Below are 12909 nucleotides of genomic sequence, written 5' to 3' on the forward strand. Positions count from 1 at the left end.
ATGATGGTTTAAATTTCTAAAATAACGAGGTCTAAACTTTTATCGCCTTGCGGAAAGTTCTTTAAAAGTTTAAATCCAATGGCTTTATGGGCATTTATAGAGCGTACGTTTTTCACATCTATTAAGGTGATAATGGCGTTAAACCGATTTTGAAATGTGTCTTTCATGTGTTTGTAAAGTCCCCTAAAAACACCTTGCCCCCTGTAGTTTTTATCGACACAGATTTGGCCCATAACGATATAGTTAAGGTTGGGTTTGGTTACCATATCAATTTGTTGGAACATAGGTTTTAAAATGTCAACATCTTCTCGAAACGCCTTGGTCATGGATAGCGCATATCCAATAACTTTGTTGTTATATTTTGCAATGGTATGGGCGCAATCATTGTTCATAGCTTTTAAAACATCAAAGTCATGATGCACCGTAACAAAGCCTTCGGTTTGCTTTTCGTTTTCGGGAACGTTTGAAAGAAGATTTATGTTTTGAAGTTCTAAAATTTGATGTAGTTCTTCATCGCATGTAGCTTTGCAATAAGCAATGTTTAGGTTCATGTATATTTAAATAAATGCGTGAAGGATATCGTTTATTTGTAGTATTGTTTGTGATGAAGAATTTTGAGTATTCTTATAGTAGCCGATTCAATTATAAAATGAACACCAAAGGGAAATACATTTGTATGTGCAATCCTTATGCTTCTATATCTAATTTGAAAGTGTAATGGTTTGTCTTGTAGTCCATCTATGGTTTTTACCACATCGGCAATAAACTTGTCATGTAATGCTTTGGAAATTTTTAAATAATATTCAGAAGCTTCGTTAATGTTTACTTTAGCTTCATCAGACAGCTCAATTTGATAGACCATTATTTACGAAGTAGCTGCTTTTTTACTTCTTCCCAAGGCGTATAGTTTAATTGCCCTTTTTTATGTTTATCTAGCATAGTATCCATCATAGCTTTGTATTCTTCGGTTAACTCAAAACTATGAGCTTTCTCCTTTAAGACATGTTCCATGTAGTTTTTAAGTTTGCGTCCTTCTTTTTCAGCCTGAATTTGTAGTAAAGCCAAGGTGTCGCTATCTAAGGAAACTTCTTTTCTTTTCTTTTCTCGTATCATAACCACTTTATTTACATCTAAGATACGTATAAATAGCGAATTTTAAAAAAGCTTCAATTTTTTTGCAATATTGTGTCCGGTACGTTTGTAAACAGTCTTAGTGCCGTTTACGCAAAACTTATAGGTGCCTTTTTCTTTTGTTTCTGAAGCCAATAGAAGGATGACATCTTTAACATCGCAATTAAAATCTTTAGCAACCTTCTTTTTAACGTGAGCAATGGTTGCACGCCCTTTTTTTAATTGATTCTGAACCTTTTTGTTCAATTCCGGTTCTGTGTAGTTAGCTGATAAGCTACAAGAATTCTCATTAGAAGAAATTGGTTTTTCAATCTCTTTTTCTTTTTGTTTAGTTGGTTCTGGTTTTACCAAATCAATATATTCCCAAGTAAAATCTGCTTTGAGTAGTACACGACGACCGTCTTCGGTTTTAACGATGTGATTGTCTTGAGAGAAACTGACAAAAGAAAATAGGAATACTAAAGCATAAACAATGGATTTCATAACTTGGAAAAATAATTCATATTGATACGATTCAAAAGTACAATTTTATTCTTCAATGCACTCTAAAATGTCTGCTGGTTGACAATCGAGCGCTTTACAGATAGCTTCTAAAGTAGAAAACCTTACGGCTTTGGCTTTGCCCGATTTTAAGATGGAAAGGTTCGCTTCTGTAATGCCTATAATTTCCGCAAGCTCTTTACTCTTCATTTTTCGCTTGGCTAGCATAACATCTAAGTTTACAACTATGGGCATGGCTAAATGGTTAAGTCGTTTTCTTGTTTTAGAATTCCTCCACTTTTAATAAAATCGGCAAGTATATACAATCCCAAACCAACGAGAATTACAAAACATAATTCTACAAAGTTTGTGATGAATACATTTAAATCCAGTTCGGTTTTAGTGATGATATTAAAAACAATACCTATTATTCCTACTAGAATTAGGAAGAAACCACCTTTTTTAAACTTAGTTTCACTAAAAGTGTTATAGAATCCATTTTTTATAATGGCACTTAAGCCCTTTTGTACTTGAAAAAGAGCAATTAAAAGTAATAAACCTCGTAAAAAAACGATGAGGTGATTAAACATACCTAATACCTTATCATCATATTGTTTTTGAAATATTAAATCTGGAATAACTAAAAGGACTAAAATGAAAATTAATAGTCCAAAAAGTAAACTATTTATCAAGATTAAAAATCTATGGAGAATCTTTATTCTTTTCATGACTCTTTAATTTAAAATCAAATATAAGGATTAACTTATTAGCTAAAAGGAGTACCTATAACATGAAAAACGATATCAAATACAAAATGAGATAGTATGGCATTTAAAAGTCCCCATCTCCAAAAAATCAATCCAAAAGTAATACCAGTTATTAAATTTCCAACCATGGTTACAGCTATTGTAAATGCAGTTATTTCAAAAAAATTACCAGCCATGGGTATGTGGATAAGACCAAACAAAAGACTTGATAGAATAATACCAGCCCAATACATTGTATTCGTAGGTTTTTCTACTTCTTTTAAGTATTGAATGATAGCTACTATTAAAGACATAATGCCCAGTCTAAACACTACTTCTTCGGAAATAGCCCCTGAAAAAGACGCTAAAATGTAAAATAACCCTGACGGTCTATTGTTTACTGCAACGACAGGGTATATTTGTTTTTGTATTTCAAATACCCCTAGTAAAATTATTGCTACCAAAGTCCCGATAAGAATACTTGATAGGATAACACTTTTGTTGAAATATTTTGATTTTGGCGTTTTGGAAAAAATCGCTGTAAGATTCGGAGTGCCTAAATATGTTTTCCTACATGTAAAAACACCAAGAAGGATAAAAACGATACCGAGAGTAGCACTAGATATACCGACTTCTATAATAGAATTCATAATAGGTTCACTCAGTTTAGGGTCAATTTCTCCGGGTTTTAACTTTAGTCTTCTTATTTCTTTTGAAAAAGGGATATTGACTATAGCGCTAACTACGAATAAGATTAAAAGCGTTACAGCTGTTTGCCATCTGTATTTTTTTTGAGTTTCTAGGTCTCTAATAACTGGTTGGGGTAGATATTGCTTCATATTTTCTTTATAAGTTTTTAAAAGACTCTTTCTAACATTGAAAAAGAGTTAAGTATACAGTGCGCTATAATTAAAGCCCATAAATTCCGACCTAGATACATATATGCCAAACCCATAATAAATCCCAATATACCTACGGTTATTGATCTTTCTGATAAGTCATAAGAATGGCGATACCCAAAAAGTGCAGCTTGAATTATAACTGCTAAAACTGTTGTAAATGGTGTTTTAGAGAATAATCGTTCTAACCAATTCATTAAGAACCCTCTATCTATTAGTTCTTCTAACGCAGACTCCATCCATATAAAAATTATGATGGAGAAGAATAAGGGAAGATTTTCCTTCAGATTTCCAAATCTTGGACCACCTTTATGTTTTTTAACCTTATTTACAGTTTCCCAGCTAAATAAATCTGGGAAAATCTCTTTTAAAATTTCAATTAGTATTATTGAAAGGATACAGGTGATAATTATTAATCCCGCTATTATTAAGGTTCTTTTCCAGCTCTTAGGTTTACATAACCCCAAATCTTTCCAAGAAATACGCCTAACCTTCATCCTCCATGTGGCAGCAGCCAAGGCGATAAAAGATCCTATTAAAACACTGGCAATTAGTCCAAATTTTTCAATGTAGATTTCTCTTGCTAGAAATAGGATGGTGATGTAAATGGCCAAATCGATAGCACATGCTTTTAAATCAATTTTATTTAACGGATTGGTGACAAGATTCTTCATTTAAAATTATTGTTTTTCAATAACAAAAATATAAAAATTATTGAAAAACAATAATTTTTATTAAAAAAGGATGTTTTTTTATTTTGAACCTTTTAGGTTTTTAAAACCTAGCAGGTCTTTGTACATTTGATTTATGTTTCCCAAAAGACTACAGCAAAAGTTAGACGACCGTAAAGCCAATAACGCTTTACGAAGCCTTAAAAACCAAAACAATCTTATTGATTTTTCATCTAATGATTATTTGGGGTTTTCAAATAAAGAGTCTATTTATGAAAGTGCACATAAGTATCTAAAAGACCATAAGCTGGCTCAAAATGGTGCCACAGGGTCTCGCTTATTATCAGGAAATCATCCCATGTACCAAATTCTAGAGAATGTTTTGGCAAATTTTCATAATTGTGAATCGGCTTTGGTTTTCAATTCGGGCTATAGTGCTAATGTGGGGTTCTTTTCCTGTGTTCCGCAGCGTGACGATGTGGTTCTGTATGATGAGTACAGTCATGCTTCTATAAGAGATGGGATTTCTATGGGAAATGCCAAAGCCTATAAATTTAGACATAACGATTTAGAGCATCTTTCTGAGATGCTGAAACGGGTTCAACATGACAACGTTATTTATGTGGTTACCGAATCTGTTTTTTCGATGGATGGTGACTCACCCGATTTGAAAAAGCTTTCAGAACTTTGTAAAACGCATAACGCTTTTTTGGTGATTGATGAGGCTCATGCCGTAGGTGTTTTTGGAAATCAAGGCGAGGGATTGGTACAAAACTTAAATTTAGAACATGATGTATTTGCGCGAATTGTAACCTTTGGTAAAGCACTGGGATGTCATGGTGCTGCTGTTTTGGGTAGTGAACAATTAAAGCAATATCTCGTCAACTTTAGTAGGAGTTTTATTTATACAACAGCATTAGCGCCACATACTTTGGCGACCGTTCAATCCGCTTATTCAGAGCTAATGTCTACGGGAGAGAGACAGCAATTGCTTCAAAATATAGTGCACTTTAAGAATAATGTTCTAAATAATAATCTTCAGGATATTTTTATAGAAAGCCACTCGGCAATTCATTGTTGTGTTATCTCTGGGAATAACAATGTAAAAGAAATTGCCGAAAAACTCCAAATCCAAGGGTTTGATGTAAAACCTATCTTGTCACCGACAGTGCCACAAGGGCAAGAAAGATTACGTTTTTGTTTACATAGTTATAATTCTGAAAAAGAAATAGCGAATGTTTTAAGCTTACTTGCTACTTTTGTCCTCTCTGAAGCAAATTCAGTACGGCAAATATGAAGACATATTTTATAACAGGAATTTCAACTGACGTTGGAAAAACGGTAGCTTCGGCTATTATTACAGAGGCTTTAGAAGCCGATTATTGGAAACCGGTGCAGGCTGGTGATTTAGATAATTGTGACACAAAAAAAGTTCAGAGATTGGTGCCAAATTCTAAATCTAAATTTTACCCCAATGCTTTTGCCTTAAATACACCTATGAGTCCGCATGCTGCAGCCGAAATTGATGGTGTTTCAGTTGAAGTTTCTAAGATTAAACGTCCAGAAACCACCAATAATCTGGTGATTGAAGGCGCCGGCGGATTGTTAGTTCCCATTAATGATAATGAAACGATTTTTGATTTAATTAAACCTGATGATAAAGTCATTGTAGTATCACGTCATTATTTGGGAAGCATCAATCATAGTTTGCTAACCATAAATGCGATTAAGGAAAAGGGTTTTAAGGTAGCAGTCTTATTTAGTGGAGATGAACATCCTTCTACCGAAAGCATCATTAAAAAAATGACTGATGTTAATGTGATAGGAAGAATTGATGAAGAACCTTATTTTGATCAAAATGTGGTAAAGGAATATGCTGATAGTTTCAGAGGTGGCTTGAAAAATTTATAAATTGATGAGTTACGTCACTCTGAGAGTTTTAAGCTGAAACACTCTGGTTTTACTATTTAACATAAGAGTTGTCATTCCTGCGAAAGCAGGAATCCACAGAAAATAACTAAAATAGATTCCTGCCTTCGCAGGAATGACAAAAGAATGACGCTAAAAGAACGTGATAAAAAACATATTTGGCACCCCTTAACGCAGCATAAGTTGCATCCAGAGGCCATTGCAATTGTAAAGGCAAAAGATTGCGTGCTTTATGATGAAGATGGTAATGAATATATAGATGCCATTGCGTCTTGGTACACCTGTATGTACGGGCATTGTAACGACTATATTACAGATAAAGTATCAGCCCAAATGAAGCAGCTTGATCAAGTTGTTTTTAGCGGATTTACCCATGAACCGGCCATTAAACTATCCGAAGAACTTATTAAAATTCTTCCTGATAATCAGGAGAAAGTGTTCTTCAGTGATAATGGTTCTACTTCGGTTGAGATAGGAATTAAAATGGCATTGCAATATCATTCCAATAAGGACAATAAACGTAATGTGCTAATTGCTTTTGAAGATGGTTTTCATGGTGACACTTTTGGCGCTATGAGTGTATCGGGTTTATCTGTTTACAACGGACCTTTCGAAGAGTTTTTTATAACTGTTGAACGTATTCCTACGCCAAATGGTTCAAATAATTTAGACGTTTTAAACAAGTTAAAAAGCATCATAGAAAAGAATAAAGTCGCGGGTTTTGTTTATGAACCGTTGGTTCAAGGAGCAGCTGCTATGAAAATGTATGATGCTCATGGATTAAACGACATTCTATCCCTTTGTAAAGAAAATAACATCATAACAATTGCCGATGAGGTTATGACCGGTTTTGGTAAAACAGGAACGTATTTTGCATCTCATTCAATAGAAACAAAGCCAGATGTTATTTGTTTAAGTAAGGCATTGACTGGAGGTTTATTACCCATGGCTATTACTACCTGCACTCAAGAAATATATGATGCCTTTTATAGCGATGATATTGGGAAAGGGCTTTTTCATGCCCATACCTATTCGGCAAATCCGATTGCATGCACTGCCGCCCTGGCCAGTGTGGAATTGTTGCAATCTGAAGTAATTCAAAGTAACATCAAAACAATAATTGAATCGCATAAAGATTTTGGAGCTAAAATTGTAAATCACCCTAAGGTAAAATCTATAAGACAAACCGGAGTTATTTTCGCTCTCGATTTAGACATTGAAATGGAGCGATACGGAAACCTTCGTGATAAACTTTTGAACTTCTTTATGGGTAATGGTGTTTTTCTTCGTCCGTTAGGTCAAACCATTTATATACAAGCGCCTTATACCATCTCGAAAAAGCAATTGGATAAAATTTATAAAACTATTGAGCAAGCACTAGAAATAGTCTAAATTTGCCAACCGATGTCACCCTGAACTCGTTTCAGGGTCTCGTCCAAATAGAATAAGATGCTGAAATAAATTCAGCATGACAAAATATGCAAAAGCCAATTTCAATTACAGCTGTTTTTTCTATTTCTTCCTTAGGAAAAGACCAAGATGAGGTTTGGAACAACTATCTTCAAAGTAAGTCTTTTACAACTGAAAAAGCTTTCCAAGATAAGAGCGTAGCGGTGGCTTCCATTCCAAATGAAGCTAAAGCAGCAATTGAAAGTTTAAGACAATCAGATAGTAAGTATAAATCTCTGGATGATTCCGTTCTGTACGCCATTTATACTTCCAGAAAAGCCATTGAACAGGCAGGCTGGGATGCTACCGATAACTTCGGAATTAATATTGGCTCATCTCGAGGGGCAACGTCACTTTTCGAAGATTATTATAAAGGCTTTTTAGAAAACAATAAGGCAGAAACTTTAAGTTCGCCCACTACGACTTTAGGTAATATTGCCTCCTGGGTGGCGCACGATTTACAAACGCAAGGACCGGAAATTAGCCATTCCATCACGTGTTCAACTGCTTTGCATGCCATGCTTAATGGTATCGCTTGGATAAACTCTGGCATGTGCAATAAATTTTTGGTAGGAGGGAGCGAAGCACCTTTAACACCATTCACAATAGCTCAGATGCAAGCCTTAAAAATATATTCAAGGAGTAAAAGTGATTTTCCTTGCCAAGCATTAAATCTTAACAAAAAGGAGAATACCATGATTCTGGGAGAAGGTGCTGCTATGGTTTGTTTAGAGGAAGGACAAAAAGATAACGCCTTGGCCACAGTGCAAGGTATTGGTTATGCTACCGAAATTCTTAAACACAATATTTCGATTTCAAGTGATGCACAGTGTTTTCAGCGTTCCATGAAAATGGCTTTAGGTGATATATCTCCAGAAGATATTGATATTGTTGTGATGCACGCCCCAGGAACCATCAAGGGCGATATAAGTGAATTCAAGGCCATTGAAAAAGTTTTCTGTAACAAAATGCCTGCTTTAACTACAAATAAATGGAAAGTAGGTCACACCTTTGGCGCTTCAGGAACTTTAAGCTTAGAATTGGCCATTCTAATGTTAAAGCATCAAAATTTTGTAGGAGTCCCTTATTTAGAGGAACAAAAACAACCTGAAAAAATCAAAAATATACTAATTAATGCCGTTGGTTTTGGAGGGAATGCTGTGACTATTTTTCTTTCAAAATAAAGTTGAAAAGCTTTAAAAAGATTGTATATTTAATTGCTCAATGACGAGCTTTAGATAGACGAGGTTTCCCTCGGAATTTTAATGTTTCACCTAGAGTGTCTTATGGTTTTTCCATGGGATGATTGACTAATGTTTATTCTCATAAATTATGACTGAGTGGTTTTCTAATCTGGAATTTCTTGCGAAAATGTTTTGGCTTATAGCCATTATCGGCTCGCTGGTTTTTATCATTGTTGTTATTTTGGCTTTTGTTGGTGGTGATACCGATGAATTTGAAGATGTTGACTCTGAAATTGATGCCGATGGTGGTATCGGATTTCAATTTATCACCTTTAAGAATTTGGTTGGTTTCTTTACCATTTTCGGTTGGACAGGTATAGGATGTTTAGAAGCGGGTTTAAATAATCCATTATCTATAGCCATTGCCTTTTTAGCAGGATTAGTCATGATGGTAATTATGGCTGCCATGTTCTACTTTATGGGGAAGCTAACAGATAGCGGTACATTAAATTATAAAAATGCGTTAAATGCTATAGGCGAAGTTTACTTAACCATTGGTGCCAACCGAAGTAGTATGGGCAAAGTTAGTGTAAGGATTCAAGGTTCGTTAAGGGAACTTGATGCCTTAACCGATTCTTTAACCGATTTAAAATCGGGAACCATCATAAAGGTTGTTGACGTAACGGCCAACGGCATTTTAATAGTAGGAGAAAATAAAAAACCAATTGAACCAATAAAACAACACACTTATGAAATTACTGATCGCGCAGGAAGGTCTTAATCTAGGTTTTCCTATAGCCCTTATTTTTGGAGTATTATTTATATTCCTATTCTTAATCATTTTAATTAGACGTTACAAACGCTGTCCTTCAGACAGGATTTTGGTAGTCTATGGTAAAGTAGGCGGTGGTAAATCTGCTAAATGTATCCATGGTGGTGCAGCCTTTATTTTACCGGTAATTCAAGATTATGAGTATTTGGATTTAACCCCAATATCTATTGAGGTAAATCTTGTAAATGCCCTTTCAAAACAGAACATTCGTGTTAATGTGCCATCAAGATTTACCATTGGTATTTCTACAGAACCCGGCATCATGCAAAATGCGGCCGAGCGTTTACTTGGGTTAGGACAAAACGAAATCCAGGAATTGGCTCAGGAGATTATTTTCGGACAATTACGTTTGGTAGTAGCTTCCATGGATATTGAGGAAATCAACTCGGATAGAGATAAGTTTCTGGCCAATATTTCGCAATCTGTGGAGTCTGAGTTGAAGAAAGTAGGTCTTAAGCTAATCAACGTAAATATTACTGATATTGTTGATGAGTCCGGCTATATCGAAGCACTTGGTAAAGAAGCAGCCGCTCACGCCATAAACGCGGCTCGTAAATCGGTTGCAGAAAAGAATAGGGATGGAGCTATTGGTGAAGCTAATGCGCTTCAAGATGAGCGTTCACAAGTTGCCGCAGCTAATGCCCAAGCTGTTGAAGGTGAAAACACCGCTAAAATTGCCGTTGCGAATTCTGATTCGTTACGTAGACAACGTGAAGCTGAAGCAGAGCGTGTAGCTATTGCCGCAGAAAAAGTTCAGTCTGCAAAAGCATTAGAGGAGTCTTATGCTGCAGAAAAAGAAGCAGAATCTGCAAGAGCTGAAAGAGAACGTTCTTCACAACAAGCCGATGTTATCGTCCCCGCAGAAATTGAGAAACGTAAAGCTGAAATTGATGCCGAAGCTGAAGCGGAGAGAATTAGAAGACGAGCCAAAGGTGAGGCAGACGCTATTTTATTCAAAGCACAAGCCGAAGCCGAAGGGTTATTCGAAGTATTGACTAAACAAGCTGCTGGTCTCGACAAAATCGTTCAAGCGGCAGGTAATAACTCTAAAGATGCTGTGTTATTGTTAATAGCTGATAAATTACCAGAGTTAGTTAAAACTCAGGCTGAAGCTATCAAGAATATTAAAATTGATAAGGTTACGGTTTGGGAAAACGGTGGTAGTAAAGACGGCAAATCATCTACTGCTAATTTTCTTTCTGGAATGTATAAATCGGTACCGCCTTTACAAGAAATGTTCAATATGGCCGGTATGCAGTTACCAGAATATTTAAAAGGCGCCGACCTAAAAAAAGATGGAGAAGCAATTTCTGAAAAATCTAAATCAAATGGCGTAGATAGTTCTGAGGAATAATTAGAATTTATTTATCCAAATAATACTTTTGAAAACACCTAAAAGACATCTCTTTTTAGGTGTTTTTTTATATGGTGGTTGTAAAACTTAGGACATCAAAACAAATAAGGTTCTTCACTTTTTAATTCTGCTATTAAATCTTGCATATCTTGGTCTTTCAATAGACCTCCATAAGCATAATCGCTAAGAAAAATATGAGGATCGGAATTGGCTTCAATAATTGTAGGGCCTTGATTAGTTATAGCAATATCCCAACCAATAAATCTGTTGGGTATTTTTTTTACTGAATTGATTATGAGCTCACATGCTTCATTGTAATAAGGTATTTTAAAACCTTCGAATTTAAAACCGCTATCCGGGTGTTCTAATATTTCATTTCCGCCATATTCCAACATATAAAGGCCGTTAGCATCTAGAGTTCCCTTATCCTTATCTATACCAACAAAAAAACCTCCTGAGGAAGCGTTATCTACAATATTATTACCTATACCAAAACGCATAAAGGCACAAAGTATCTTAATGTTATCATCAGAGGTAATTAATGAGATGAACCGAAGTGTGTTAATCGACTTTCTATGAATTTTATTAATCGCTTCATGTTGCTCTATACATTCGGTAAAAACATAATCGTATTCATTGAATTTCTTAAAAGCAATATCTGCTTCTGTATATGAGAAATCTTTGGTTAACTTGAAACACCCTTTGCCTCCAAACTCAGAATGAGGTCTAAAAAATACTGCATTAACATTGAAAGATTTGAATATGTTTTTTAAAAAGCTGTAGAATTCATCTTTTGAACTAATCGAAGCCTGTTCATCTCCAGAATGGAATGTTTTGCCCAAGTTATATCCAATTAATTGAGGGCTTTGTATGGATTCAGATTCACAAAATAGTGCAAAAGTTAATTTGCTTTCAAATATTTTTACATACTCTGGTTTATGAAGTCTCTTGCTGCTACCAATAGCCACTACTTCTTTTGTGCTAAGATAATCAAGGTAATTGGTTATTTTCTTTTTGTATATATGCTTAAAATAATAGTAAGGTATCTCTTTTTTGCTTCTTAGAAGCACCAATAGTTCCTTTATGATTTTTAAGATGTTTTTCTTCTCTTTGTCTTTCAGGAATACCTTAATCCTACCTACATTTTCGAAACGCCTCATAAAGTTATTTTATTTCCAATAATAAATCTTTTACATGCTTGTTTTTTAATAGTCCACCCGTTACGATGTTACTAATTTGAAGATGAGGTTGCCCATTAGACTCTATTACTAAAGGTCCTTTTGGTGTAATTGCAATATCCCATCCGATAAAACGATTGGGTAGTGTTTCAACTGCATTTATTGTTGCTTCACATGCTTCTTTAAAAAAAGGAATTTTAAAGTCTTTAAACTCATAACCACTATCTGGGTGTTTGTTGATTTGCTCACCACCAAATTCAGGCAAGTAATGTCCCTGGGATTGTAGTGTTCCAGTTTTAATGTTTATACCAACAAAAAAGCCACCAGAAGATGCATTATCCACTATACTATCACCAACTCCAAATCTCATAAAAGCACTTATAATTTCTACAGTTCCTTTAGCAGTTATTAAGGTGACTATTCTTAAAGTGTTTATGGAATTGGGGTGGATTTTATTTATGGATTCATGTTGCTTTATAACTTCTGTAAATACAAAGTTTTTATTGACCAGTAGGTGAAAGTCTTTTTCTATAGTTTTTCTATAATTGCTTTTTTCAATTTTAAAACAACCTTTACCTCCATAGTCCGATGGAGGTCTTACAAAAACGGCATCAACTTTATCCTTTTCAAAAATATCTTCAAAAAAGTTAATTAAAGTTTTTATATCACTAATATGGTATGTTTTGTTATTTCGAGTGTAGGTAGATTTAAAGTTATAACCTAACAGTTTTGGAGTTCTTATGCCGTTTTCTTTGCTTGTTAATGAAAAGAAAAGTTTGTTGTCGATTACACTTAGAATTTCTGGATTATGGATTTTAGGATGGTATTGTAATAACCTTTGCTCTCCAAGACTCAAGTGGTCTTTATAATCTATTGCATCTTTCCTGTAGAGATATTTAAAATAATAAAAAGGTATTTCTTTCTTCTTGAAAAGCAAAACAGTAGCTTCAAAAATCATTTTAAAAAAACTCTTTTTATTGGGGTGTTTTAAAAAAACTTTGAGTCTATTGTGTTTTGCTGGCATAGTATGACTTTTGGGATTTAAATATATTAATT

The 12909-nt window shown here is 34.6% G+C and carries 16 protein-coding genes; 6 read left to right on the forward strand and 10 right to left on the reverse strand.

Annotation, left to right across the window (positions count from 1 at the left end; genetic code table 11):
- Positions 1–8 precede the first annotated feature (8 nt).
- From M0214_RS06885 to M0214_RS06920, 8 genes are read right to left on the reverse strand one after another with little or no spacing between them, the layout of a single operon-like run.
- Entirely contained in the window at positions 9–551 is a 543-nt protein-coding gene (locus M0214_RS06885; protein ID WP_248724728.1) for a GNAT family N-acetyltransferase, read from the reverse strand.
- Between the two features lie 32 nt (positions 552–583).
- Positions 584–862, reverse strand: coding sequence for a type II toxin-antitoxin system RelE/ParE family toxin (locus M0214_RS06890; RefSeq protein WP_248724729.1), 279 nt, complete (start codon positions 860–862; stop codon positions 584–586).
- A complete protein-coding gene (locus tag M0214_RS06895) occupies positions 862–1113 on the reverse strand; it encodes a hypothetical protein (RefSeq protein WP_248724730.1) in 252 nt (83 codons plus the stop codon). The genes M0214_RS06890 and M0214_RS06895 overlap by 1 nt, the downstream gene beginning before the upstream one ends.
- A 42-nt stretch (positions 1114–1155) precedes the next feature.
- Positions 1156–1614 (reverse strand): DUF3157 family protein, encoded by a 459-nt coding sequence (locus tag M0214_RS06900; RefSeq protein ID WP_248724731.1) that lies wholly within the window; start codon positions 1612–1614, stop codon positions 1156–1158.
- Between the two features lie 45 nt (positions 1615–1659).
- Positions 1660–1866, reverse strand: a complete 207-nt coding sequence (locus tag M0214_RS06905) for a helix-turn-helix transcriptional regulator (RefSeq protein WP_248724732.1) — start codon at positions 1864–1866, stop codon at positions 1660–1662.
- Positions 1867–1868: 2 nt separating this feature from the next.
- Positions 1869–2339 (reverse strand): hypothetical protein, encoded by a 471-nt coding sequence (locus M0214_RS06910; RefSeq protein WP_248724733.1) that lies wholly within the window; start codon positions 2337–2339, stop codon positions 1869–1871.
- A gap of 38 nt (positions 2340–2377) precedes the next feature.
- Positions 2378–3196 (reverse strand): CPBP family intramembrane glutamic endopeptidase, encoded by an 819-nt coding sequence (locus M0214_RS06915; RefSeq protein ID WP_248724734.1) that lies wholly within the window; start codon positions 3194–3196, stop codon positions 2378–2380.
- 17 nt (positions 3197–3213) lie between these two features.
- Positions 3214–3930, reverse strand: a complete 717-nt coding sequence (locus M0214_RS06920) for a CPBP family intramembrane glutamic endopeptidase (protein ID WP_248724735.1) — start codon at positions 3928–3930, stop codon at positions 3214–3216.
- Positions 3931–4063: 133 nt separating this feature from the next.
- Between M0214_RS06920 and M0214_RS06925 the strand changes: the two genes are divergently transcribed.
- The 6 genes from M0214_RS06925 to M0214_RS06950 all read left to right on the forward strand — a co-directional run bounded on the left by M0214_RS06925 (position 4064) and on the right by M0214_RS06950 (position 10675).
- Entirely contained in the window at positions 4064–5224 is a 1161-nt protein-coding gene (locus M0214_RS06925; protein ID WP_248724736.1) for an 8-amino-7-oxononanoate synthase, read from the forward strand.
- Positions 5221–5838, forward strand: coding sequence for a dethiobiotin synthase (gene bioD / locus M0214_RS06930; RefSeq protein ID WP_248724737.1), 618 nt, complete (start codon positions 5221–5223; stop codon positions 5836–5838). Before M0214_RS06925 ends, bioD begins: the two co-directional genes overlap by 4 nt.
- 144 nt (positions 5839–5982) lie before the next feature.
- A complete protein-coding gene (bioA, locus tag M0214_RS06935) occupies positions 5983–7248 on the forward strand; it encodes an adenosylmethionine--8-amino-7-oxononanoate transaminase (protein ID WP_248724738.1) in 1266 nt (421 codons plus the stop codon).
- Positions 7249–7334: 86 nt separating this feature from the next.
- Entirely contained in the window at positions 7335–8489 is a 1155-nt protein-coding gene (locus M0214_RS06940; protein WP_248724739.1) for a beta-ketoacyl synthase N-terminal-like domain-containing protein, read from the forward strand.
- Between the two features lie 148 nt (positions 8490–8637).
- Positions 8638–9270 (forward strand): hypothetical protein, encoded by a 633-nt coding sequence (locus tag M0214_RS06945; RefSeq protein WP_248724740.1) that lies wholly within the window; start codon positions 8638–8640, stop codon positions 9268–9270.
- Entirely contained in the window at positions 9239–10675 is a 1437-nt protein-coding gene (locus tag M0214_RS06950; protein WP_248724741.1) for a flotillin family protein, read from the forward strand. The genes M0214_RS06945 and M0214_RS06950 overlap by 32 nt, the downstream gene beginning before the upstream one ends.
- 95 nt (positions 10676–10770) lie before the next feature.
- Here the strand turns inward: M0214_RS06950 and M0214_RS06955 are convergent, their stop codons facing one another.
- A complete protein-coding gene (locus M0214_RS06955; protein ID WP_248724742.1) occupies positions 10771–11835 on the reverse strand; it encodes a sugar-transfer associated ATP-grasp domain-containing protein in 1065 nt (354 codons plus the stop codon).
- Positions 11836–11839: 4 nt separating this feature from the next.
- On the reverse strand, positions 11840–12877 hold the full coding sequence (locus tag M0214_RS06960; protein WP_248724743.1) for a sugar-transfer associated ATP-grasp domain-containing protein: 1038 nt from the start codon (positions 12875–12877) through the stop codon (positions 11840–11842).
- Positions 12878–12909 lie beyond the last annotated feature (32 nt).

This window comes from Seonamhaeicola sp. ML3, from assembly GCF_023273855.1.
Lineage (GTDB): Bacteria > Bacteroidota > Bacteroidia > Flavobacteriales > Flavobacteriaceae > Seonamhaeicola.

Excerpts from the sequence above, each read along its gene's own strand:
- M0214_RS06885 (WP_248724728.1), bottom strand. The coding sequence starts at position 551 with ATGAACCTAAACATTGCTTATTGCAAAGCTACATGCGATGAAGAACTA.
- M0214_RS06890 (WP_248724729.1), bottom strand. The coding sequence starts at position 862 with ATGGTCTATCAAATTGAGCTGTCTGATGAAGCTAAAGTAAACATTAAC.
- M0214_RS06895 (WP_248724730.1), bottom strand. The coding sequence starts at position 1,113 with ATGATACGAGAAAAGAAAAGAAAAGAAGTTTCCTTAGATAGCGACACC.
- M0214_RS06900 (WP_248724731.1), bottom strand. The coding sequence starts at position 1,614 with ATGAAATCCATTGTTTATGCTTTAGTATTCCTATTTTCTTTTGTCAGT.
- M0214_RS06905 (WP_248724732.1), bottom strand. The coding sequence starts at position 1,866 with ATGCCCATAGTTGTAAACTTAGATGTTATGCTAGCCAAGCGAAAAATG.
- M0214_RS06910 (WP_248724733.1), bottom strand. The coding sequence starts at position 2,339 with ATGAAAAGAATAAAGATTCTCCATAGATTTTTAATCTTGATAAATAGT.
- M0214_RS06915 (WP_248724734.1), bottom strand. The coding sequence starts at position 3,196 with ATGAAGCAATATCTACCCCAACCAGTTATTAGAGACCTAGAAACTCAA.
- M0214_RS06920 (WP_248724735.1), bottom strand. The coding sequence starts at position 3,930 with ATGAAGAATCTTGTCACCAATCCGTTAAATAAAATTGATTTAAAAGCA.
- M0214_RS06925 (WP_248724736.1), top strand. The coding sequence starts at position 4,064 with ATGTTTCCCAAAAGACTACAGCAAAAGTTAGACGACCGTAAAGCCAAT.
- bioD (WP_248724737.1), top strand. The coding sequence starts at position 5,221 with ATGAAGACATATTTTATAACAGGAATTTCAACTGACGTTGGAAAAACG.
- bioA (WP_248724738.1), top strand. The coding sequence starts at position 5,983 with ATGACGCTAAAAGAACGTGATAAAAAACATATTTGGCACCCCTTAACG.
- M0214_RS06940 (WP_248724739.1), top strand. The coding sequence starts at position 7,335 with ATGCAAAAGCCAATTTCAATTACAGCTGTTTTTTCTATTTCTTCCTTA.
- M0214_RS06945 (WP_248724740.1), top strand. The coding sequence starts at position 8,638 with ATGACTGAGTGGTTTTCTAATCTGGAATTTCTTGCGAAAATGTTTTGG.
- M0214_RS06950 (WP_248724741.1), top strand. The coding sequence starts at position 9,239 with ATGAAATTACTGATCGCGCAGGAAGGTCTTAATCTAGGTTTTCCTATA.
- M0214_RS06955 (WP_248724742.1), bottom strand. The coding sequence starts at position 11,835 with ATGAGGCGTTTCGAAAATGTAGGTAGGATTAAGGTATTCCTGAAAGAC.
- M0214_RS06960 (WP_248724743.1), bottom strand. The coding sequence starts at position 12,877 with ATGCCAGCAAAACACAATAGACTCAAAGTTTTTTTAAAACACCCCAAT.